The organism is Streptomyces sp. NPDC057280 (assembly GCF_042668605.1).
Taxonomy (GTDB): Bacteria; Actinomycetota; Actinomycetes; order Streptomycetales; family Streptomycetaceae; genus Streptomyces.
The window spans coordinates 19,575-45,801 of sequence record NZ_JBHUYR010000012.1 but is presented as its reverse complement, the minus strand read 5'-3'; the positions used below and the strand labels follow the sequence as shown (position 1 = coordinate 45,801).

General features: G+C 74.5%; 2 protein-coding genes. Both read left to right on the top strand.

Features of this window, described 5'->3' with window-relative positions; translation table 11 throughout:
- Positions 1–2 precede the first annotated feature (2 nt).
- Entirely contained in the window at positions 3–12,206 is a 12,204-nt protein-coding gene (locus tag ACFUO4_RS40050; protein WP_383494614.1) for an SDR family NAD(P)-dependent oxidoreductase, read from the top strand.
- Complete coding sequence (locus ACFUO4_RS40045) at positions 12,203–26,227, top strand: SDR family NAD(P)-dependent oxidoreductase (protein ID WP_383494611.1); 14,025 nt, start codon at positions 12,203–12,205, stop codon at positions 26,225–26,227. Before ACFUO4_RS40050 ends, ACFUO4_RS40045 begins: the two co-directional genes overlap by 4 nt.

The following is a 26,227-nucleotide window of genomic DNA, read 5'->3' as shown; positions in this document are numbered from 1 at the left end:
CTATGTCGACCGTGGTTGATCCTCGCTTCGAAGCCGATCAGCACCGACTGGCCGGCCGACACCTGGTCACCAGCGTCACCGCCCAGGACGAGATCGTGCGCGGCCACCTCGTGCACGGCACGCCCGTCCTGCCGGGCGTCTTCTTCCTCGACCTGGTCCTGCGGCTCCTGCGACACGCGGGCGTGGACCCGGCCGCGGCCGAACTGCGCCGCTGCCTGTTCATCGCACCCGTGGTGGCCGCCGGCGACCGGGACCGGCAGCTCCAGATCGCCGTGGACTCCCCGTCCCCGCAGGGCGTGCTGCCGGTGACCGTGCGCAGCAGGCCGGTCAGCGCGGGAGTCGTGCTCGACGAGGCCTGGGAGACCAACTTCCAGGCGGAGATCCGGCTTTCCGCCCCCGAGGCGGCCGGGCACGTCGACACCGACCGGCTCAAGGCCGCGGCCGACCAGATCTGCGACGCCGACACGCTGTACGCCTTCGCCCGCCAAGTGGACATCCACCACCGGGACTTCATGAAGGTGGACGGCACCGTCTACCGCGGCGACGGGTACTCCCTCGGCGATGTCCAGCTCGGCCCGGACGCCCAGGAGTACCTGGACCACTTCCACATCCACCCGGTCACCCTGGACTTCTCCACCCTGGTGCCCTTCCTCCAGTTCGAGCCCGGCCAGCGGGAACAGGCCGCGCGCCCCTTCATCCCGATCTACATCGAGTCCTTCCGCGCCTACGCCCCGCTCGGCGCCGCGGCACAGGTGTTCGTGCCGCGGGTGGAGCAGCGCGAGCTGGACGCCGAGACCGTCACCGCGGACCTGCACATCTGTCACCCGGACGGCAGCGTCGTCGCCCGCATCACCGGGTTCCGCGCCAAGCGGGTACGCAGCGCCGACCTCATCACCCGGCTCGCCGAGGGCGCCGCGGCCCCCGCGCAGATCCCGACCGCGCCGCGCCCGCCGAAACCGGCCGACCCGCCGGCCGCGGAAGGACAGCGCACTCTGGAGACGGCCATCAGCGACCTCGTGGCCGAGGCGCTCGGCAGCGGCGACGCGCCGATGGACCAGGACCGGGGCTTCTACGACCTCGGTCTGGACTCGGTGAACCTGCTCACGATCGCCGTATCGCTGGAGAAGCTGCTCGACACCGAGCTGTACCCGACCCTGCTGTTCGAGTACCCCACCGTGAACAGCCTGGCCGCCCATCTGCGGGGCCAGGGACACACACTGCCCGGCGGCACCCCCGCCCCACAGGAACCGGTCGCCGAGCAGCCCCCCGCCCCGCGGACCGAGACCCGGGCGGCACACCGCCCCGAACCGGCGCCGCACGCCCACGACGAGCCGATCGCCGTGGTGGGCCTCGCCGGCCGCTACCCGGGCGCCGCCGACATCCGCGAGTTCTGGCAGGTGCTGCGGGACGGCCGCGACTGCGTGAGCGAGGTGCCGCCCGCGCGCTGGGACCACACGCCCTGGTTCGCGCCCGGCCGGCACGTCAGCGGCAAGACCCACGGCAAGTGGGGCGGATTCCTCGACGGCGTCGAGGACTTCGACCCGCTCTTCTTCAACATCTCCCCGCGCCAGGCCGAGTTGATGGACCCGCACGAACGGCTCTTCCTGGAGACCGCCTGGCAGACCGTCGAGGACGCCGGATACACCCCCGAGCAACTGGTCGGGCAGACCGGCGGCGCGGTCGGCGTCTTCGCGGGCGTCATGTGGAACGACTACCAGCTGCACGCCCTGGAACAACTCGCCCGCGACAACCCGCAGATCGTCGCCTCCACCTTCTCGCTGATCACCAGCCGGGTCTCCTACGCCTTCGACTTCCGCGGCCCCAGTGTCTCCCTGGACACCGCCTGCTCGTCCTCGCTGACCACCATCCACCTGGCCTGCGAGGCGATCCGGCGCGGCGAGTGCCGGGCGGCGCTGGCCGGCGGGGTCAACCTCTCCCTGCACCCCTTCAAATACCTTCGGCTGGCGGAGAACAACCTGCTCTCCACCGACGGCCGTTGCCGGGTGTTCGGCGAGGGCGCCGACGGCTATGTGCCCGGCGAGGGAGTCGGCGCCGTGCTGCTGCGCCCGCTGTCCGAGGCCGAGGCGGCCGGCGACCACATCTACGGCGTCATCCGCGGCTCGGCCGTCCAGCACTCCGGCCGCACCAGCGGCTTCGCCGTGCCCAGTCCGGACGCGCAGGGCCGCGTGGTGCTGGAGGCGCTGCGCCGCGCCGACGTCGACGTCGAGACCATCACCAGCATCGAGGCGCACGGCGCCGGCACCACCCTCGGCGACCAGATCGAGATCGCCTCCCTCACCAAGGCCTACCGCCGCTCCACCGACCGGCGCGGCTTCTGCGCGGTCGGCTCGCTGAAGTCCAACGTCGGCCACCTGGAAGCCGCCGCGGGCATCGCCGCCCTCACCAAGGTGCTGCTGTCGATGCGGCACGGCACCATCGTGCCCACGCTGCACACCGAGCGGCTCAACCAGGAGATCCCCTTCGACGACAGCCCCTTCTACGTGGCGCGGGAACGCCGGGACTGGCCCCGGGTCCTCGACCCGCGCACCGGACGGACCGCGCCGCGCCGCGCCGGGATCAGCGCCTTCGGCTTCGGCGGGGCCAATGTCCACATGGTGCTGGAGGAGTACCGGCCCGAGGGCGGCGTACCGTCCGAGAGGCCCGCCGGAGCGCAGGTCGTCCCGCTGTCCGCCCGTACGCCCGAAGCCCTGCGGGTACAGGCCGACCGGCTGCGCCGGTTCCTGAGCGAGGAGCCGGACCTGCCCTTCGCCGATGTCGCCCACACGCTGCGCACCGGCCGCCGCGCCCTGGAGCACCGGCTCGCCGTGGTGGCCCACGACAACGCCGAGCTGGTGGACCTGCTCACCGCGTACGCCGCCGGACACGCCGACCCCGCCCGGGTGTTCACGGGCCGCCCCGGGCGCGACGGCGGCGGCCGCGCGGACGGCACCGACCCGGCGCGGACGGCCGCAGCGTGGGTCCGCGGCGCGGACACCGACTGGGCGACGCACAGCGGACGCCGGGTGCCGCTGCCGACGTATCCCTTCGAGCGCAAGCGGTGCTGGATCCCGATGACCGACACGGCTGCCCCGCGCCCGGCCTCCGGCGAGGCCGGCGGGGTGACGGACGCGCCGGGCCCGTCAGCGGACGGTGTCGGCCACCCGGTCGGTACGGAGCCGACGGTTCCCGCCGAGGTCTCCGGCACGGAAGCCGTGTCCGCGGCCTCGGCCGCCCCCGCCCCTGCCCCCACCGCCGTACCGGACGGCCTGCTCGTCTACGAACCGGTGTGGGCGCGGCAGGACCTCGAGGGCGGCACGCTGCCCAACGGCGTGCTGCTGGTGCTGGACGACGACGCCGGGCGGGTCGCCGACCTGCGGCGCAGGGCGGCGGCCCGGGTGGTGGCGGTGCGCTCGGGGACGGAGTTCGCCCGGACGGGCGCCGACGAGTTCACCGTCGATCCGACCTCCGAGCAGGACCACCGGGCCCTCGCCCAGACGCTGCGCGCCGAGGGCGCCGATCCGGCGGCGGTCCTGGACCTGTGGCCCCTGACCGCGTCACTCGGTCCGTCGGCGGCGCGCGAGAGCGCCTTCGCCCTGGCGCGTGCCTGGCTGACCTCGTGCACCGCCACTGTGCCCATGGTCTACGCCTACGCCTCGGACGGCGAGGACCCCGAGCACGCGGCCGTGGGCGGCCTGGCCCGCGGCGTCCGGCGTGAACAGCCCAAGCTGGCGCTGAAGACGGTGTGCCTGGACGCGTCCTTCGGTGTCGTGGAGCAGTGCCGGGCGGTGCTCGACGAGGCCGTGGCCTGGCAGGACATCGAGGTACGGGTCCGTCGGGCGGGACGCGAGGTGCTCGGCTTCCGCCGGGTGACGACCGCCGCCGCATCGGACGTCCCCCTCGCCCGCGACGGCGGCACCTATCTGATCACCGGGGGCGCCGGCGGCCTGGGCCGGTTGGTGGCCCGCCGACTGGCCGAGCGGGCACGCGTACGGATCGCCCTGCTGGGCCGGTCCGGACATGGCGCGCAGCAGTCCGCGGCCGTCGCCGAACTCGCCGCGCTGGGTGCACAGGCCCGCTACTACCCCTGTGACGTGACCGACCACGCCGCGGTGGCGGACACCGTGTCGGCCGTCGTCGCCGACCTCGGCCCGCTCACCGGTGTCCTGCACGCCGCCGGAGTGGTCGAGGACGGGCTGCTGCTCCGCAAGGACATCGCGGGCATCCGCCGGGTCATCGCGCCCAAGATCGCCGGCACCCGTCTGCTGGACGAGGCGACCCGGGACGCCCGCCTCGACTACTTCCTGCTGTTCTCCTCCACCACCTCGGTGCTCGGCACCATCGGCACCACCGACTACACCACCGGCAACCGCTACCTGGACGCCTTCGCCCACCACCGCCAGGACCTACGGGCCCGCGGAGAACGCCACGGCCGCACCCTGTCGGTCAACTGGCCCCTGTGGGCGGACGGCGGCATGCGGATCAACCCCGCCGTGGAGCAGCCGGTGCTGGAGGTGAACGGCCTCGAACCGCTGAGCACCGACGACGGTCTGGCCGCGCTGGAGTTCGCCCTCGGGCACCCCGCCGCCCAACTCGCCGTGTTCCGTGGGGATGTGGAGCGCCTGGAGCACCGCCTCACCCTGCACCACGACACCCCGGCCGCCGAGCGCGCCGGGGTGGACGCCGACGCCCTCTGCCAGGAGCTGGCGGGCATCTTCGCCGACGTGCTGAAGGTGCCGGTCGAGGACCTCGACCCGGAGGAGGACCTCAGCGACTACGGCGTGGACTCGATCGCCGCCATGCGTGTCCTGGACGTCGTCGAACAGCGCTACGGCACCGCCGTCGTGCCGTCCGTGGTGGCCCGGCGCCGCACCCTGCGCGCGCTGGCCGATCACCTGGCCGGTGAACTCCCGGCCGTCCGCGAACCGGTCACACTGCCGGACATCTCCGGCGGGGCTCCGCAGGCGGCTGCGGCACCCTCCACGACGGCGGCCGCAGGACCGGGGCCCGTCGGCGAGCGGCCGTCGGCGTCCGGGCGGATCGCCGTCGTGGCCGCGGCGGTGCGCGTGCCGGGTGCCGCCTCCGTCGAGGAGTTCTGGCAGAACCTCGTCCGTGGCATCCACTCCGTCTCCCGTACACCTGCCGACCGCTGGTCGCCGGACTGGTTCGACCGGGCCGACCCGGACGTCGTCGAGGCCGCCCGGTGGGGCGGGTTCATCGAGGGGATCGACCGGTTCGACGCGGAGTTCTTCGGCATCAGCGAACAGGACGCCGCCTGGATGGACCCCCAGCAGCGGCTCTCCCTGGAACTGGCGCAGGAACTGCTCGACCGGGCCGGCTACGCCCGCAAGGAACTCGCCGGGGAACGTGTCGGCGTCTTCCTCGGCGTGGGTGCCAACGACTACGTCCGCCGCAACTGCATCGGCGGCCCGCCCACCACCCCGCAACTGCTGGTCAGCGCCCTGCCCAACATGGTGGCGACCCAGATCAGCCACGTGTTCGACTTCCGTGGCCCGTCCCTGGCCGTGGACACGGCCTGCTCGTCCTCGCTGGTCGCCGTCCACCAGGCCGTGCAGAGCCTGCTCGCCGGCGAGTGCGACTACGCGGTCGCCGGCGGCTGTGAACTGCTCCTCGATCCCTTCGTCTATCTCGGCCTCGGCCGTGCGGGGGTGCTCTCGAGGGACGGCCACAGCCGGGTGTTCGACCGCGAGGCCACCGGCACCGTGCCGGGCGAGGGGCTCGGCATGGTGCTCCTGAAGACCGAGGAGCAGGCCCTGCGCGACGGCGACCAGGTGCTCGCCACCCTGCTCGCCTCCGCCGCGAACAACGATGGCCGCACCCTCGGCCTGACCGCGCCCAGCCACGAGGCGCAGACCGAACTGCTGCGCACCGCGCTGCGGGCGGCCCGCGTCGACTCGCCCTCGATCGGCTACCTGGAGGTCAACGGCTCGGCCAGCCGGTTCGGCGACCCGATCGAGATCCACGCGGCCGCCGAGGTCTACCGCGGCCTCGGCAGCGAATCCCAGCACTGCGCCGTCGGCTCGGTGAAATCCAATGTGGGCGCGCTGCTGCACGCCGGCGGCATCGCCTCCCTGGTGAAGACGGTGCTGGCCGTCCAGCACGGCTATCTGCCCGCCACCCTGCACTGCGCCGACCCCCACCCCCGGCTCGGCTTCGAACGCACTCCCTTCTACCCCGTCACCGCCGGCCGCCCCTGGCCGGAGACGACCGGAAGCCCGCGTCGCGCGGCGGTCTCCTCCTTCGGGTTCGGCGGCACCAACTGCCACGTGGTGCTGGAACAGGCCCCCGAGGGGCACACCCCGCGCCGCAATCCGCTCGCCCTCACCCGTTTCGACCGCAGGCGCCGGTGGATCACCGCCGGCGCGGGCAGCCCCGGCAGCGACCTGCCGCCGGCCAGCGGCCCTCGCGCGTACGGCGAGCCGCCCGCGGCCCGCACCGGTCCGGACACCGCCACTGCCGCGGAGGCGAACCCCATGACCTCGGGCGATCCCGTCCTCGACGCCGTCACCGACCACCTCGACGAACTGGTCCGCGAAAGACTGGGCACCCCGGTCCCGCCGGACCGGGCCGGATTCCTCGACCTCGGGCTCACCTCCGCCGATCTGATGGCCCTCAACGACCGCATCGAGAGCGACCTCGGCTGTGCGCTCGTACCGACCGTCTTCTTCCGCCACCCCGACGTGCCACAGCTCGCCGCCCACCTGATCGCGGAGTTCCCCGAGCAGACCGCCCGCCTCGCCCGGACCGCTCCGGCGCGACAGGCACCGGGACCGGTCGGCGTCGCGCGGGCGGAGTCGGCCACCGCGGGACAGACGGTCCCGGCACGGCCCGCCGACCGTCCCGCCGACGGGGCCATCGCCGTCATCGGCATGGCCGGACGCTTCCCCGGCGCCCGCGACACCGCCACGCTCTGGCAGCGCCTGCTGAACGGCGACGATCTCGTCACCGACGTCCCGGCGGACCGCTGGGACCACCGGGCCGTCTACGACCCGCAGGGCGGGGACGGCCGTACCGACTGCCCGCGCGGCGGATTCCTCGCCGACGCCGACAGCTTCGACGCGGCGCTGTTCGGCGTGTCCCGCGACGAGGCGCAGGCCATGGACCCGCAGACCCGGCTGCTGCTGGAGGTGCTGTGGGAGACCGCCGAGGACGCCGCGGTCGCCGGCCGGCTGCGTGGCTCCGACACCGGGGTGTTCGTCGGCCGCTCCTTCCGCGACCACGAGGAGGAGATGATCCGCGCCGGGCACGCCGAGGGCCCGTACGCGCCGATCGGCACGGCGGTCTCCATGTCCGCCAACCGGCCCTCGCACTTCTTCGACCTCAGCGGCCCGAGCCTCACCGTCGACACCGCCTGCTCCGGCTCGCTGTACGCCGTCCACCTCGCGGTGAACGCGCTGCGGCGCGGCGAGTGCCGGATGGCCCTCGCCGCCGGAACCAACCTCATCCTCACGCCCCGGCACTACACTCAGCTGTCCGCGATCGGCGCCCTGTCGCCGAGCGGCGCCTGCCACGCCTTCGACGAACGCGCCGACGGCTACGCGCCCGCCGAGGCGGTCGCGGCCGTCCTGCTCAAGCCGCTCGCGGACGCCCTGCGCGACGGCGATCCGGTGCACGCGGTGATCCGGGGCAGCGCCGTCAACCACGGCGGTCGTGCGGGTTCCGTCACCGCCCCCAACCCGGCCCGGCAGACGGACCTGTTGCGCGCCGCCTGGGCCGACGCGGGCATCAGCCCCGACACGATCGGATACCTCGAGGCCCACGGCACCGGGACCAAGCTCGGCGACCCCGTGGAGGTCGACGGCCTCACCGCCGCCTTCGCCGAACACACCTCCCGGACCGGCTTCTGCGTCCTGGGCACCGCCAAGGCCCACCTCGGCCACACCGAGGCGGCCGCCGGCCTGACCGGGCTCGTCAAGGCGGTACTGACCGTCCGGCACGGCGTCCTGCCCGCCCTGCCCGGTTACGCGCACCCCAACCCCTACTGCGCGCTCGACGGCGGGCCGTTGCGCGTCAACCGGGCCACCGAGCGGTGGGAAACGGCCGCCGGAACGCCGCGCCGGGCCGGAGTCAGCTCCTTCGGCTTCGGCGGGGCGTACGCCCACGTCGTCCTGGAGCAGGCCCCGCACGCCCCGGAGGTCCGCGTGCCGGCCGACGGACCGATGGTGTTCGCGTACTCCGCCGCGGACGACGACCGGCTGAGGGAGGTGATAGCCCGTCAACGGAGCTTCGTCGCCGACTCGGACGTACCGCTCGCCTCGATCGCCGCGACGCTCCAGCACGGCCGCTTCCCGCTCCCCGCCCGGGCCGCCGTCGTCGCCGCCGACCGGCGCTCGCTCCTTCGCGGCCTGGACGAACTGCTCGCCACGGGGCTGACGGGCGACCGGGTGCGGCTCGTCGGCGGCGACCCCGAGGACACCGCCGCGGGGGCTGCCCGCCGCTGGACGGACGGCACCACCGACACCTGGCCGGCGCTGCCGGAGGCGACGGCTCGACGGGTGTCCCTGCCCACGTACCCGTTCGCCCGCGAGCGCCATGCACTGACCATGCCGCCGGACACGCCCGGCCGCGCACCCGCGCCGGGCTCCGGACGCGCCCCCACCAGCCTGCCCGCCGCGAGCAGCACGCCCGACGCCGCGTCAGGGTCCCTGCCACCGCGGACACAGGGCACCACGCCCGGCACCTCCCGCGGTGCGGTCTCCGCTGCCGCCGCGGCGGAACAGGCCGCCGACGCCTGGCTGCGCGACGCCTCCTACGACGGCCGGAAGGTCGCCGAGGCCCTGCGGGGGCTCGGTGTCACCGCCGGCCGGATGCTCGACGCCGACCTGCGGGCCCGGCTGGGCCGTGACCCGTTGGCGCCGGGGGCGCTGGAGACGCTGGCCGCGGACCCCTCGTACGAGCGGCTGACCCGGGTGATCGAGGGGGTGCTGCGCCGCAGCCGCGCGGCCGATCCGAGCCCGTTCGCGGCGGGGGAACTGGACGCCCTGCTCGCCCGGCACCCCGAACTCTCCGCCCACGTACGCCTGGTGGCCGAGTGCCTGCCCGCCCTTCCCGACGTGCTGGCCGGCCGGGTGGACCCGCTGGAGCTGTACTTCTCCGGCGACCACCCGGACGTCCTCGCGGACATCTACCGGGGCAACGCCATCGCCGACCACTACAACGAACTCGTCGCCCGTGCCGTGCACGGTTTCGTCGCCGCACGGCTCGCCGCCGAACCCGGCCGGCCGGTGCGGATCGTCGAGGCGGGCGCGGGCACCGGAGGCACCACCGATCGGGTGCTTCAGCTCCTCGCCACCCTCGGCCAGGACGTCGCGCGCGTCGACTACCGTTACACCGATGTCTCGGCGTCCTTCTTCCGCGCCGCCGAGCAGGAGTTCGGCGGCCGCGGGGTGCCGTTGCGCTTCGACGTGCTGGACCTGGAGTCCGATCCGGCGGCACAGGGCTTCGCGCCCGGCTGCGCGGACCTGGTCCTCGCCGCGAACGTCGTGCACGCCACCCGGCGTGTCTCCCGCAGCCTCGGCCGGCTGCGCGGCCTCCTGGCCGACGGGGGAGTGCTGGTGCTCAACGAGGTCACCTGCAATCTCGACTACCTGGCCCTGATGTTCGGGATGATCCCGGGCTGGTGGGCGTTCGAGGAGCCCGCCGAACGGCTGCCCGGCGCCCCGCTCCTGGACGTCCCGCGCTGGCGCACGGCACTGGGGACGGCGGGATTCGAAGGCGTGCGTGCGCTCGGCGCCGCGGGTCTGCCGGAGGACGAGCTCGACCAGTCCGTGCTGCTGGCGGCGGCCACCGGGCAGGTACCCGCCCAGGCAGCGGCCTCCGGGACGACGACCGCCGCGGAGGCGGCGGTGTCCGGGCCCGCGCGAGGCGCCGGCGCCGCGGACGGCTTGGCCGACCATCTCGCGGGCGTCTTCGCGGAGTTCCTGCGCGTGCCCCTCGCCGACATGGACCCCGCCGCGACCTTCGACCGCTACGGACTGGACTCGCTCGGGGCGATCCAGCTGGTGCGCAGGCTGGAGCACGACTTCGGCCCGCTGCCTAAGGTGCTGCTCTACGAATGCACCACGCTCGACGCTGTGGCCCGCTATCTGCGCGAGCACGCTCCCGACGCCTGCGCCCGCATCACGGTCATCGCGTCCGAGCCCCCCGCACCGCCGCAGCGGGAGCATGAGCCGGCGATCACCCACAACTCGGCGGTCACCGACGATCCGGTCGTCACCGACGATCCGGTCGTCACCGATGAACCGGTCGTCACCGATGAACCGGACGTCACCGACGACCCGGTGGTCATCGTCGGCCTGTCCGCCCGTTTCCCCGGCTCACCCGACCTGGACACCCTGTGGCGCAATCTGCGCGACGGCGCCGACCTGGTCACCGAGATCCCCGCCGAGCGGTTCGACTGGCGGCGCATCTTCGGCGACCCGGTGCGCACCCCCGGCCGCACCAACAGCAAATGGGGCGCCTTCATCGACGGCGTGGCCGAGTTCGACGCCGCCTTCTTCGGCATCTCCCCGCTGGAGGCCGACCTGATGGACCCCCAGCAGCGGCTGTTCCTTCAGGCGGCCTGGGCGGCGGTGGAGGACGCCGGGCACAGCCCCTCGTCACTGCGCGGCACCCGCACCGGCGTGTTCGTCGGCGCCACCTCGCACGACTACGACGGTCACCTCACCGCCCTCGGCCGCGACCGCGAGGCGCACTCCAGCAGCGGCCTCGCCCACTGCATCATCGCCAACCGCGTGTCGTACCTCATGGATCTGCACGGGCCGAGCCAGTCCGTCGACACCGCCTGCTCCAGCTCCCTGTTCGCCTTCCACGCCGCCGTCCAGGCGATCCGCGGCGGCGACTGCGACCAGGCCATCGCGGGCGGCGTGCACCTGCTGCTCACCGAGCCGCTGTACGTCGCGCTCGGCCAGACCGGCATGCTGTCGCCCACCGGACGCTGCCGCACCTTCGACGAGTCCGCCGACGGATTCGTCCGCGGCGAGGGCGTGGCCGCCGTGCTGCTCAAGCCGCTGAGCCGGGCCCTCGCGGACGGTGACACCATCCACGCGGTCGTCCGGGGCAGCGGCACCGGCCACGGCGGCCATGTGCAGTCCCTCACCGTGCCCAACCCGGCCGCCCAGGCAGGCCTGGTCTCCTCCGTGCTGCGCGGTGCCGGCGTCGACCCCCGCACGGTCAGCTACGTCGAGGCGCACGGTACCGGCACGGTCGTCGGCGACCCGATCGAGGTGCGAGGGCTGCGGCTGGCCTTCGCCGAACTCACCGGTGAGCACGGCGAGGTGAGCGAACCCTGGTGCGGTCTGGGCACCATCAAGTCCAACATGGGCCACCTCGAGGCGGCGGCCGGCATCGCGGGCCTGGTGAAGGTCGTCCTGGCGATGCGGCACGGGACCCTGCCCGCCAGCATCCACTACCGACGGCCCAACCCCCTGCTGGAGTTGGAGGGCAGCCCCTTCCACATCGTGGGCGCCACCCGGCCCTGGGACCGGCTCAAGGACGCCTCCGGCCGGGACGTGCCGCGCCGGGCGGGCATCAGCTCGATGGGCTTCGGCGGCGGCAACGCCCACGTCCTGCTGGAGGAACCGCCCCCGCGTGAGCCCGCCGCGAGCGCACCGTACGGACCCCGGCTCTTCGTGCTCTCCGCACGCGACGAGGACCGGCTGCGGGCGGCGGCCGGGCGTCTGAGCGAGTACCTGGCCGGTCACCAAGTCCCCCTGGACGACCTGGCGTTCACCCTCCAGGAGGGCCGTGACGCGATGACCGCACGGCTGGCACTGGTCGCCGCGGATCAGGACGGGCTGCGCGAGCAGCTCGACGCCTACGTCGGCGGCCGGTCCGGCCGCTACGTCACCGGGACGGCTGCACCGGGCGCCACACCGCCGGCGGGGCCCGCACCGGCGGACCCGCTGGAGTGGGGCAGGGCCTGGACGGCCGGCGCCGACATCACCTGGTCCGCGTTGCGCGCGCCGGGTACGTCCCCCCGCCGGGTCTCCCTGCCCGGCTACCCCTTCGCCCCCGAACGTCACTGGGCTGACCCCGCGCCCGGCGGTGCCGTGGAGCAGGTGCCCACGGTGCCCACGGCGCCCGACACACGGCTTCAGGACGTCCTGGAGGCCTTGCAGCGCGGCGAGTTGACGGTCGACGAGGTCGACCAGCTGATGGCCACGAGCGAGAACGGATCCCACGCATGAGCGCCGACTCCGCATCCCCGCAGGAAGGTTCCCTCCGCCGCAGCATCCTCGCCCGGGTCGACGCGGGCGACCTCACACCCGCCGAGGCCGTCGAACTGCTCAAGCCCGACGGACACCGCCTGGCCCTGTTCCGCTCCCGGTGGTCGCCCCGATCCGCGACCCCGGCCCCGCCGTCCGGGGCGGCCCGAGGGCTGGCGGTGGTTGCGAGCGACGCACGGTCCCTCGCCGCCGCCCCGGCCGGAGCGCTCCGTGTCGCCCTCGGCCCGGCAGAAGGGCTGCCCGAGGACGCCGTAGGCGTAGCCGACCAGGCCGACACCGCGGCGTGGGCGGCCCTGTGGGCGGGGCGCCGCGCCGCGGGCGATCCCGTACGCCAGGCCGTGGTCCTGGTCGACGTGGCCGCCGAGGACGCGGAGCACGCGCTGGACCCGGTCTTCGCGGCCGTGAAGGCCCTGATCGCCGACCGGCAGGGTGGCCCGCTGGACCTGGCCTGTGTGGTCGCCGGGCCCGGCCGCGAGACGGTGGCCGCGGCTCTGGGCGGGTTCTGCCAGATCGCCGGATTCGAGGACCGGCGCGTGCGCGCCGTCGCCATCGAGGCCCCGGACCTGCCCGCGGGATGGGCCGGGGCCGAGGACGCCGTCCGTCTCGCACTCGACGAACTCTCCCTGGCCCGGCCGGGATCAGCCCAGGTGCGCCGCGACCGGACCGGACGTGGCGTGCGCGATGTCGAGCCGGTCGAGGCCCCGTCCATCGACCGGCCGGTCTTCCGGCGCGGCGGCACCTATCTGATCACCGGCGGCGCGGGCGGTATCGCGCTGCGCCTGGCCGAACTGCTCGCCTCCCGCCACGGCGCCCGCTTCGTCCTGATGGGCCGCTCCGAGGCCGGCGAGCGGCAGCGCGCCGCCTGCGCGCGCATCGCCGAACTCGGCGGAGAGGCCCGCTACATCAGCGGCGACGTCCGCACACCCGCCGACGTCGAGGCAGCCGTCCGGCTGGCCGTGCGGGAGTTCGGCGCGTTGCACGGCGTGCTGCACTCCGCGGGCGTCAACAACGACACGTACGTGGTCAACAAGGACCCCCGTGACGTGCTCGCCGTGACCGGCCCCAAACTCGCCGGCGCCCGCAACCTCGACCTGGCCACCGCCGACCTGTCCCTGGACTTCTTCGCGCTGTTCTCCTCCACCGCCGCCTACCTGTGCATGGCCGGGCAGAGCGACTACGCCGCCGCCAACCGGGGTCTGGGCGGGTTCGCGACGGCCCGCGAGGCACTGGTGGCCCGGGGCGGCCGCAGCGGACGCACCGTGTCCCTGTGCTGGCCGCTGTGGAGCGGCGGCGGCATGGATCTGGAGGCGAGCGACAAGCGGGTCCTGCGGGAACTCCAGGGCATGGTCGCCATGCCTGCGACCGAGGGCCTGACCGCGCTGGAGGCCGCCCTGCGGGGCGAGGGCCCCGAGTGGCTCGTCGTCTACGGCGACCCTCGGCAGGCGGCGGAGTTCATCGCCGGACGCATGGCGGACCGGACCGTCGAACCCGCCCCGGATGCCGAACAGACCCACAGCACCGCCGACTTGACCCCCGACGTCGAGCGGTGGCTGCTGCGGCTGGTGTCGGACACGGTCCGACTGCCCGCCGGACGGCTGCGCCGCGACCAGGAGTTCGCCACCATCGGCGTGGATTCCATCCTGATCCGCAAGCTCACCACCGTCCTCGAGGACGAACTGGGCCCGCAGCCCGTCACCCTCTTCTTCGAGTACCGCAACGTGGCCGAACTCGCCGCCCAGCTGATCCGCACCCACCGGGCCGAGTTGGCCCGTCGCTTCACCACGTCGGTGCCGGCGGAGCAGGCTCCGGCTCCGGCGCGCGTCCCGGCGCCGGAGCCCGCGCCGTCGTCGGACGCCATCGCGGTCATCGGCCTGGCGGGACGCTATCCCGGCGGCGAGGACCTGGAGGAGTTCTGGCGTTCGCTGTCCGAGGGCCGCGACTGCGTCGGCCCGATCCCCGAGGACCGCTGGGACCACTCGACGTACCACGCGCCGGGCGGCCGTCGACCGGGCCTGGCGTACGGCGACCACGGCGGCTTCCTGAACGACGTGGCCCGCTTCGACGCCGCGTACTTCAGCATCTCCCCGCGTGAGGCCGAGCGCAGCGACCCCAAGGAACGGCTCTTCCTGGAGGTCGCGGCGAGCGCCCTTCAGGACGCCGGCTACTCCCGGCGGCTGCTCCAGGCACGCACCCGCGACACCCGAGGCCGACACGCCGTCGGTGTGTTCGTCGGCGTCACCGGCTCCTCGTACGGGCTGCTGGGCGCGGAGGAGTGGGGCCGAGGCAACCGCGTGATCGCCCCCGCGATGGACTTCTCGGCGGCCAACCGGCTGTCGTACTGGCTGGACGCGCACGGGCCGAGCATGGTCGTGGACACCGCCTGCTCCGCCTCGCTCACCGCGCTCCACCTGGCCTGCGAGAGCCTTCGGTCGGGGGAGAGCCGGATCGCCGTCGCCGGCGGCGTCTGCGTCAACGTCCACCCCAGCAAGTGGGTGGTCCTGTCCGAACTGCGGATGCTCGCACCCGGCGGCCGCTGCCGGGCCTTCGGCGCGGGCGGCGACGGGTTCGTGCCTGGCGAGGGCGTGGGAGCCGTCGTCCTCAAGCCGCTGTCGGCCGCGATCGCGGACGGCGATCCGATCCGCGCCGTGATCCGCGGCACCGCCGTCAACCACGGCGGCCGCACCAACGGCTACACCGTGCCCAGCCCGAAGGCACAGGGCTGGGTGGTCGCCGACGCCCTGCGCGCCGCCGGCGTCGACGCCCGCGACATCGGCTACGTCGAGGCCCACGGCACCGGCACCCCCCTCGGCGACCCGATCGAGGTGGAGGGACTGCGCCGGGCCTTCGGCGAGTACACCGACGCCACCGGCTTCTGCGCCCTCGGCTCGGTGAAGTCCAACATCGGGCACACGGAGTCGGCGGCGGGTGTCGCCGGACTCACCAAGATCCTGCTCCAGATGGAGCACGGCACCCTCGCGCCCACACTGCACTGCGACGACGTGAATCCGGCCCTGGACCTCGCCCGCACCCCGTTCGTGCTGCCCCGCGCCGCCCGCCCCTGGCCGTCGGCCGAGGGCCGGCCGCGGCTGGCCGCGCTCAGCTCGTTCGGTGCGGGCGGCGCCAACGGCCACGCGGTGGTGGAGGAGTACGTGCCCGCCCCGGTCTCCGAACCAGCCCCGCCGGGTGGGCCCGAACTGATCGTCCTGTCCGCCGACACCGAGGAGCAGCTGCGGACCGCGGCCGAGCGGCTGGCCGACCGGTTGAGCAGGCCCGGCGCCGACGCCCTGCGGCTCGCCTCGGTCGCCGTCACCCTGCAACAGGGCCGCGAGCACCTGGCTCACCGGCTCGCCCTGGTCGCGCACAGCGTCGGCGAGATCGCCCCCGCACTGCGCGATCACCTCGCGGGGCGCGAGGTGCCCGGCCTGCTCACCGGGCGCGCCCAGCCGGCCGCGCCGGGCGAGGAGAACCCCGACCGGTTACGGCAGTTGGCCCGCAGCGGCTCGGCCGACAGCCTCGCCCGCGCCTACACGGCCGGCGCCGACATCCCCTGGGAGCAGGCCGACCGGCCGGGTGTGCGGCGTGTCGCCCTGCCGACCTACCCGTTCGCGGGTGGACGCCACTGGATCCGTACCACCGCCCCCGCCGCCCGGGCCGAGCCGATGGCAGCGCCCACCGGGGCAGCGGCGCCCGACACGGTCACGGTCTTCCTGGATCCCGCCGACCCGCTCGTCGCCGACCATCTCGTCGACGGGCGCCGGATCGTCGCGGGCGTCCTCCAACTGGAGCTCGCCCGCGCCGCCGCCGGGGCGCACGCACCCGCGGCCCTGAGGGACGTGCGGTGGCGGGTGCCGCTGGAGGTCGCCGAGGGCGGCACGGACGTACGGGTGGTGCTGACCGAGGGCCCGCACGGAACGGCGTACGAGATCACCACCGGCGACGGCGGCACGCGGACCGTGCACAGCACGGGCACGGTGGTCACCGGGGACCAGGAACCGGCCGGAACGCTGCCGTTGGACGCCCTTCGGGCCCGCTGCCGCGGCAGCGTTCCCGGCGACCAGCTGTACGCGCGGGCAGCCGCGGCGGGCCTGGCGTACGGGCCCGCGTACCGCCGAGTGCGCACCCTGCTGCGCGGCGACGGTGAGGCGCTGGTCGAACTGGAGCCGGGCGATGCCGCCGGCGCCCCGGGCACCGTCCCCGCCGGGCTGATCGACAGCGCCCTGCACGCCGTCCAGGGCATCCTGCCGGAGGCTCTCGCCGCCCGCGCCCCGGTCCCGGCGACGGCCGGGGTCGTTCGGCTGCTCGGCGACCCCACGACCGCCCGGCATGCCCACGCCCGGCTGCTGCGCGCGGACGACACCAGCGCCCGCTGCCAGGTGGTCGTCGCCGACGACAGCGGCCGACCGGTCCTGGTCCTGGACGACTTCACCGTCGCCGCCCGCCCCGGCGAGGCCCCCGTCAGCTATCTCAGCCCGCGCTGGACCGCGATCGAGACACCACCCCGCGGGGAGGGGACGCGGGGCCGAGCCCTGGTCCTCTCCACCCCCGACGACTTCCGGCTGGGCGCACGGCTCGCCGAGCGGTTCCCGGGCGCGCTGAGCGCCGACCTGAGCCGGCTCGACGCCGCCACCGATCTGCGGCGTCTGCTCGACGAGGCGGGACCCGAGCCCGATGTGTACTTCCTCGGCGGTGTCGACGCCGCCCGCTACAGCCACGAGGACCTGACCCACCTGGAACGCAGTCAGCAGCACGGCGCGATCGCCCTGTTCCACCTGGCGCGCGCCCTCGCCACGGCCCGCTCGCGCGGAGCCCGGCTGACCGTGGTCACCAGCGGGGTCCAGCAGATCGACCCGGCCCGCCCCGCGCGCAACCCCTTCGCCGCCTCGCTCATCGGCCTGACCAGGTCCCTGGCCCGGGAACTGCCGTTCCTCAGGACCGGACTTCTCGACCTCGATCCGGACGAACTCGCCTCACATCAGGACGACTTGGGCGGCGAGGCCGGGGCCACCCTCCTGGACGCGGTCACGTCGGCCGCCACCGAGGGACCCGTCGCCGAGCGTGCCCTGCGAGGCGGGGTACTGCTGGAGTGCGAGCTGAGCCCGGTGGAGCTGCCCGCCGTCGACGAACAGGCCCTGCCGCTGCGCGAGGGCGGCCGGTATCTCGTGCTCGGCGGAGCGGGCGGGCTCGGCTCGGTGATCGCCCGTCACCTCGCCGAGCGGTACGGCGCGCGCCTGGTGCTCGTCGGGCGCCGGCCCGCCGACGCGCTGCCCGAGGGATACCTCGACGGGCTGCGCCGGGCCGGCGGCGAGGTGCACTACGCATCGGCCGATGTGGCCGACGCCGACGCCATGCGCCGGGTCGTCAGGACGGCGGACAGCCGTTTCGGCGGCCTCGACGGTGTCATCCACTCGGCGTTCGTCCTCGCCGACCGCACCCTGGAGCGGATGGACGAACACACCTTCCGGGCCGTCCTCGACCCCAAGGTGCGCGGAACGGCCGTACTGGAGCGGGTCCTCGCCGACCGGGAGCTGGACTTCGTCGCCCTGTTCTCCTCCGCCATCTCCCACACCGCCAACGCCGGCCAGGCCAACTACGCGGCCGGATCCACCTTCCAGGACGCCTTCGGCCGCTACCTGGCCACCCGGCTGGGCCGTCGGGTCCGCCTGTTCAACTGGGGGTTCTGGGGCGAGAGCGGTTCGGTCGCCACCGACGCCTACCGGACGCGGATCAGCCGCTCAGGAGTCGAACCGCTCACCGACGAGCAGGGCCTGGCAGCGTTCCGCCGGGTCATGGCCGCCCCGGTCACCCAGGTCGCGCCGATCCGGCTCAGCACGCCGCCCACCGGGGAAGTGCGGCGCCTCGCCCCGGTCTCCGGTTCCGACCTGGCCCGCGCGGCGGGCCATGGCGCGGCGGACACCCTGACCGGCGCGGACGCGCAGCCGCTGCCGGGCGGCGACTATTTCGACCGGGTCGAGCGACTCGCCCGCCGGCAGATCATGGACGCGCTGCGGGGCCCCGCCGGACTGCGGGCGGGGGAGCGGACGGAACCGGACCGGCTCGCCGAACGGCTGGGCATCGTCCCCGGCCAACGTCGCCTGCTCGACGCCGCGTTGACCGCACTGCGGCACGGTGGGCACGTCACCGCCGAGAATCTCGTCACGGACACCGGTGAGGACGCCAGTGCGCTGCGCGCCGAGCTGGCAGCCGCGTACCCGCACAGTGCGGGCGCTCTGGAGCTGATCGGCGACTGCGCGGCCGCGCTGCCCGATGTGCTCGCCGGCCGCCGCAGTGGACTGGAGGTGCTGTTCCCCGGTGGCTCCGACCACCGTGTGGCGCCGCTGTACCACGACGACCCGAGGTCGGCGTACTTCAACGCCGCCTGCGCGGGCGCGGTACGGGCGGCCGTGGCCCGCGTGCTGGACGCCGACCCCGCCGCCCGGGTGTCGGTGCTGGAGATCGGGGCCGGGACCGGCGGCACCAGCCGACCGGTCCTCAACGCCCTCGCGCCGTACGCCGACCGGATCGGCTACGACTACACGGACCTCGCCACCGGTCTGGTGCGCCGCGCGGAACAACGCCTGGGCGCCGATCACCCGTTCGTCCGCTTCCGGGTGCTGGACATCGCAGCCGAGCCGGAGCCGCAGGGCTTCGCCGAGGGCGGCTGGGACGTGGTGCTCGCCGCGAACGTCCTGCACGCCACCCCCGACCTGCGCCGCACCCTCGCCCACGCCCGCCGACTGCTGCGGCCGGGCGGTGTGCTGGTGCTGAACGAGGCCACCCGGGTGCTCGACTCCGTCAACGTCGTCTTCGGGCTGACCGACGGCTGGTGGGCGTATCGGGACGGTGAACTGCGGCTGCCGCACTCGCCGTTGCTCAGCCCCGGTGCCTGGCGGGCCGTGCTGGCCGCGACCGGGTTCCGTGACGTTGAGGCGTACGGCGTGCCCGGGGTGCCCGTCGCGGAGTCGGGTCAGCACATCGTGATCGCCGAGCGGGACGCGTGGGCGACGGTCGGCCGGGGGAGGGCGACTCCGGTTCAGGCGGCCGCGCCGAACGACACACAAGAAGCAGCATCTCCGGCCCGTCCGGCGCGGGCCGGGACGGACGACGTGCACCGCAGGGCGGTCGTCTGGCTGACCGAGGCCTTCGCCGAGAGCCTGCGCATGCGGGCCACGGACCTGGACCCCGACGCACCGCTGGAGGTCTACGGCGCCGACTCGCTGATCACCATGGAGATCGCCGACCGGGTCGAGCGGGAACTCGGCGCGGTCACCGGCCCGTTGCCGTTCATCGGGGGGACGATCGGTTCCGTCGCCGAGACGCTCGTCGCGTCGGGAAAGTTCACGGGTGAGGCTTCCGGGACCTCCACGCAGCCCGTCCCCGTTCAGGAGCCCGTCGCGACAGGACAGGCCACGGCCTCCCCGGCTGCCGGGGGCCGGCCACCGGCCACCGACGACCGGCGCCACGCCACCGCGCGGCGTACCGCCGCGAGGCCCGATCCGTCCGATGCCGTGCACCGTCCTGAGCCCGTGGCCGTCGTCGGTGTCGCGGGCCGCTATCCCGGCGCCGACGACGTGGAGGCCTTCTGGGAGAACCTCCGCAGCGGCCGGCGCAGCCTGGACGAGGTGCCCACGGAGCGCTGGGCCACTGCCGAGCACCAGGACGCGCCCGGCCGTACCCCGCACCGCTGGGGCGGTTTCCTGCACGGCGTGGATCTGTTCGACCCGCTGGTGTTCCGGATGTCGCCGCGCGAGGCGGAACGGACGGATCCGCAGGAGCGGCTGTTCCTGCGCTGCGTCTGGGAGGCCCTGGAGGACGCCGGCAGCACCGCGGCGCGGCTGGCCGCCCAGGCCGAACCCACGGGCGTCGGGGTGTTCGTCGGCGTGTCCGGAGCCCCGTACCAGCAGCTCGCCCTCGAACGCTGGGGCCGAGGGCACCGGGAGGCACCGCCCTCCGGCGCCTGGTCGGTGGCGAACCGGGTCTCGCACGTGTTCGGATTCGGCGGGCCCAGCCTGGCCGTGGACACCGCCTGCTCGTCATCGCTGACCGCACTGCACCTGGCGTGCCAGGCCCTGCGGGACGGCGACTGCGAGGCGGCCGTGGTGGGCGGGGTCAGCCTGATCCTGCACGCGTCCCACCACCTGGCCCTGTCCGCGGCGACCATGCTGTCCTCCGACGGCCGCAGTCGCGCCTTCAGCGCCGAGGCCGACGGATTCACCACGGGCGAGGGCGTCGGCGCGGTGATCCTCAAGCCCCTGCGCGCCGCCCTGCGCGACGGGGACCGGGTACACGCCGTGCTGCTCGCCTCCGGCGCCAACGCCAACGGGCCCGAGGGCGCCTACGCGTCCCCCGACGGCGCCGCTCAGTCGCGCCTGCTGCGCACCGTGCTCGACCGGGCCGGACTGGGGCCGCACGACATCCAGTACGTGGAGGCGGCCGCGTCCGGATCCCCGCTGTCCGACCCGCTCGAGGCGGCCGCCCTCACCGATGTGTACGGCGGCGCAGGGCGCTGCCTGCTGGTGGGCTCCGTCAAGCCCGCCATCGGCCACCTCGAAGCCGCGTCCGGCATGGCCCAGTTGACCAAGGTGCTGCTCCAGCTGCGGCACGGGCGCCTGGCGCCGACCCTGGACTGCGATCCGGTGCGTGACGGGGTCGAGGGGGCGGGGCTGCGCCTGGTCCGGGAGGAGACCGAGTGGGTCCGGCCGGCCGATGGTCCGCGACGGGCCGCGATCAGCGCCTTCGGTGCCGGCGGCGCCAACGCGCACGTCATCGTCGAGGAGGCGCCCCCCGTTCCCCCGCGCGCGGTCGGTGACCCCGGACGCCCCCAGGTGATCGTGGTCTCGGCGAACCGGGAGGAACAGCTCCGCGTCGCCGTACGACGGCTGCGCGACCGGCTGGTCGCCGCCGGCCCCGCGCTGCCGCTGCCGGGCGTGGCCCGCACCCTCCAACTGGGCCGCGCCGCCTTGCCCCACCGACTCGCGTTCGTCGCCGACGACACCGCCGCGGCCGTGGCGGCACTGACCGCCCATCTCGACGGCCACGGCACGGAACACGGCGTGCTCACCGGCCGCGCGGGTCGCACCGCGCGTCCCTTCCACCGAACCGACGATGTCGCGGCGCTCGCCGCCGCCTGGGTCTCAGGCGAGGACGTCGACTGGACCGAGCAGGACCGCGACCAGGAACGCGCGGTCGTCTCGCTGCCCCACTATCCCTTCGCCGAGGAGCGTCACTGGATGCCCGACATACCGGCACCGCACCCGACTTCGGACATCATCGCCACCGCCGCCGTACCGCATCCCGCGCCCGACACCCGGGCCTCGCACACCGCGGTGCCCCAGCTCACGCCCGACACCCGGCCCGCCCACGCCGTCGTACCGCCCGGCCCCGCCCCGGCCTTCGACCCCGCGTCCGTGGCGCGCCCTGCCGCGGCGTCCGCCGAGCGGGTGCGAGCCGCTGTCGTGGCCGCGATCGGCGAGGTGCTCGGGGTCAGGGCCCAGGACCTCGATTTCGCCGACCGGCTCAGCGACTACGGCTTCGACTCGGTGAGCGTGATGACGCTGGCCGCTCGGCTGGAGGCCGATCTCGGCGTCCCGGTCAGCCCCACGGCCTTGTACGCGGCACCGGATCTCGCGGGGCTGGTCGAGCTGCTCGCCGTGCCGCCGTCGTCCTCGCCGGTGGCCACGCAGGATGCGCCGGTGGCAGCCACGCAGGCCGCGCCGGTGGCAACGCAGGCCGCGCCGCGGACCCTGATCGACGAGCCCGTAGCCCGGCTTCGCTCCGGCGCCGGCGCGGTAGCGGAAGTGCCGCGCACCGGACCGGAGCCCGTGGCGATCGTCGGCATGGCCGGCGCGTTCCCCGGCAGCCCCGACCTGGAGTCCTTCTGGGCCAACCTCGTCGCGGGCCGGGATCTCGTCGGCACCGTCCCGGCCGGGCGGCCGGAGGCGAGTGCGCCGGGCGGGACCGGTGGATTCCTCAGCGACATCGATCACTTCGACGCCGAGTTCTTCCGTATCTCGCCGCGCGAAGCACGGTTGATGGATCCCCAGCACCGCCTGTTCCTCCAGGCGGCCTGGCACGCCGTCGAGGACGCGGGGCACGACCCGCACCGCCTCGCCGGCAGCGACACCGGAGTCTTCGTCGGTGTCGCGTCCTCGGAATACTCCCAGCTGCTGCTCTCGCGCGGTGTGCCGGTGGACGGGCAGATGGCGACCGGCAACGAGCACAGCATGCTCGCGGGCCGCCTGTCCTTTCTGCTGGACCTGCACGGCCCCAGCGAGCCCGTGGACACGGCCTGCTCCAGCAGCCTGGTGGCCGTCCACCGGGCGGTGCGGGCCATTCAGGACGGCGACTGCTCGGCGGCCCTGGTCGGCGGCGTCAACCTGATCCTCAACGCCAACGGCTACGAGGCGTTCGGCAGTTCGGGCATGCTCGCCGGTGACGGACGCTGCAAGACCTTCGACCATCGGGCCGACGGCTACGCGCGCGGCGAGGGCGTCGGAGTGCTGTTCCTCAAACCGCTCAGCCGGGCGGAGGCCGACGGCGACAGTGTCCACGCCGTGATCCTGGGCAGCGCGGTCAACCACGGCGGTCGGGCCACCTCCCTGACCGCGCCCAACCCGGCGGCACAGGCGGCCGTGATCGGCGCCGCGCTCAGGCGGGCCGGTGTCGGAGCCGACACCATCGGGTACGTCGAGGCGCACGGGACGGGCACGCCGCTCGGCGATCCCATCGAAGTGCAGGGCCTCACCCGGGCGTTCCGCGACCACGGCTGGGACGGCACGGGCCGTCGTTGTGCCCTGGGTACGGTGAAGACCAGCGTCGGTCACCTGGAGACCGCGGCCGGCATCGCGGGTCTGATCAAGACCGTGCTGGCGATGCGGCACCGCATCCTCCCGCCGCTGCTGCACCTGGAACGTCCCAACCCGCTGCTGGAACTGGAACGCACCCCCTTCCACCTGGTGGACGCGGCCATGCCCTGGGACCGGCACTCCACCGGGGACCACGAGCTGCCGCGCCGTGCCGGGGTCAGCTCCTTCGGTTTCGGGGGCGCCAACGCGCATGTGGTGCTGGAGGAGTACTCAGACCGGCGGTCCGCTCCGGCCGCGAGCGGAGCGCAGCTGATCGTGCTGAGCGCTCTGGACGAGGACCGGCTCGGCGCGTACGCGGCCCGGCTGCTGGACCACACCCGGCGCGTCCTGATGCGGGGCACCGACGGGGACGCCGCGCTGGCCGACCTGGCCTGGACTCTTCAGACGGGACGCTCCGAGCTGCCCAGCCGACTGGCGCTGGTGGTGTCCTCCCTGCCCGAACTGGCCGCGGCCCTGGAGGCCGTGGCCGACGGCACACCAGGCGAGCACCTGTTCCGCGGCCATGCCGGTGTCTCGGCCGACGACCTGGCCCTCGCCGACCCGGACCCGGCGCGCCTGCTGGCCGAGGGCAGGGAAGAGGGCCTGCGGCGGATCGGGGCGCTGTGGGTCCGCGGCGCCCGTTTCGACTGGCCCGCGCTGCACGACGGCGGCCGTCGGCCCGTCCGGCTCCACCTGCCGGCCTATCCCTTCGCCCGGCAGAGCCACTGGCTGCCCGAGACGGCCACGCAGATTGCGGGCACGGTCCCGCTGCCCGCGGTTGCCGCGCCGGAACGCACGGCAGCTCCCGCCCGGACAGCGCCGCTGCCGACGCCCGAGCCGCCGGCCTCGAGGCCCGTGCCGACGCCGGCCGCAGAACCGCTGGCCGCAGAACCGCCGGCCCCGTCGCCGGCCGCAGAACCGTCGGTCCTGTCGCCGGCAGTAGAACCGCCGCCCCTGAAGCCCGTGCCGACGCCGCCCTCGGAGCCCTCCGCCGTGGAGCCTGTGCCGACGCCTCGGGCACCTGTGACCGGACCGCCCGCCGACGCCGTGCAGGACCTGCGGGCCATCATCGCCGAGGGGGTCGGCATGCCCGCCGAGAGCCTCGACATCGATCGGGACTTCGCCTCGTACGGCATCGACTCCATCGCGGCGCTGCGCATCATGCAGCGCGTCCAGGCGCACTTCGGCGACGACGTCCCGATGGCCGCCATCTTCGAGTACGCCACCGTCAGCAAGCTCGCCGCACACCTGGCCGAGGAGGGCCTCGCGGCGGGGCGGGCGCCCGATGCCGCGGCCGCGGGCGAGATACCTGGCGGGCGCACGGACGGTGCCCGTCCGCCGCTGCCGTCGCCCGCTCCCGAGCCCCCGGCCACCTGCAAGGTCTTCACACTCGCCGACCCGGTCGCCCCGGACGCCACCCCGCTCTTCGCCGTCCACGGCGGCACCGGCGAGCTGAGCTGGCTGACCTGTCTGCTCGACGGCCTCGCCGACGGGGGAGCCGTCCTCGGTGTCCAGGCGCCCGGGTTCGCGACCCGGACGCCCGCCGCCGGCCTGTCGATCGACGAGCTCGGCGGCGAGTGCGCGGCGGCGATCCTCAAGACCCGGCCGGTCGGGCCGTTCCGGCTGGCCGGGCACGCCGCGGGAGCGCTCGTGGCGATCGAGACAGCCCGTGCCCTGGCTGGGCAGGGGCACGAGATCGAGCGGCTGACCCTGGTCGACCCCGCCGCCCCGGGCCGGGACGAGACGGGATCGCCGTCCGATCACCTGCGGGCCACCGCACTGGTTCTCGGCGAGGCCTGGGGGGCCCAGGAGTCCTTGGGACAGCGGCTCACGTCGGCCGGCACCGCGGCCGAGGCCGCCGGTCTCCTGGCGGAGCTGGCCGAACCGCCCCTGCCGAAGGAGAAGCTGACCGCCTGGCTGGCGGCCGCGGGCACGTGGCACGCCGCGCTGGCCCGGGCCGCCGCCGCGTACGCGCCGGCGCCCGTCACCGACGTGGCCCGCACACTGGTCGTCACCACCGCCGATGCCGGGCCTGCCGACTGGCAGCGCCTGCTGGTGCCACCGCCGCGCGTGCTCGAACTCCCCGCCGGTACAGGCCTGTTGAGCGATCCCGCCGTCGTCACCCAGCTCCGGGACGCCGACCGGGACGTGGTGATCGGGTCAGGACCGGGTGCGGACAGCGAGGTGGAGCCGGACGCCACGGACGAGTCCGTCGAAGCCGTCGAGTTCGACACGGCCGACGAGGACGAGGGGGCCCACCTGGTCACCGTCAACGGCGGCGGCCGGCGCCCGGCCACCTTCTGGACCCACCACCTCTTCGGCGACGTCAGCTACTGCGTCTACCTCTCCCGCCACCTGGGCCCCGACTACCCGGTCTTCGCCCTGGAACAGGTCGACTACGAACTCGCCTTCCGTTCCTTCGACGACATCCAGCAGATGAGCTCCGCCTATCTGGCCGCGCTCCGGGAGCGCCGGCCGCACGGCCCGTACCGGATCGGCGGCTGCTCCTTCGGCGGTGTGGTCGCCTACGAGATGACCCAGCAACTGCTGGCGGCGGGGGAGGAGGTGTCGCACCTGTACCTGGTGGACCCGCTGATGCCGGGCACCGGCGCGTGGGACGGTGTGGACGCCAGCGGGATCGAGGAGAGCGAGGGGGAGAACCTGGCGCTGATGCTGATCGGCAACTCGGCCTGCCAGTTGTGGCGGGTGGACGAGCAGATCGGCGTCGAGAAGCTGCACGGCCTCACGCTGGACGAGCAGTTCGCCACGATGGCCGAGCACGTCGTCGCGGGCTCGCCCGCCACGCTGGCCCACGACCATGTGCTGAAGCTGATGCGCAGCAAGTGGGACGTGCTCCAGCTCAACGGCAAGCTCCTCGACGGCTACCAGGCGGTTCCGCTGCGCGCCCCGGTGGACGTCACCGTCTTCCACGCGCGGCGCGGCTTCTCCGCGGAGGGCAACCCGTTCGGCATGCCGGCGATCCCCCGCACCGACGGGGACACCAGCAACGGGCTCGCCGGGCTGGTCCCGGAGCGTGATCTGACCGTCCATGTCATGGACGCCGACCACTTCACCATCGTGCTGGAGGAGAACCTCCAGAAGATCGCGGGCCTGCTGCGGCCCTCACTGGACGGGGAGTGA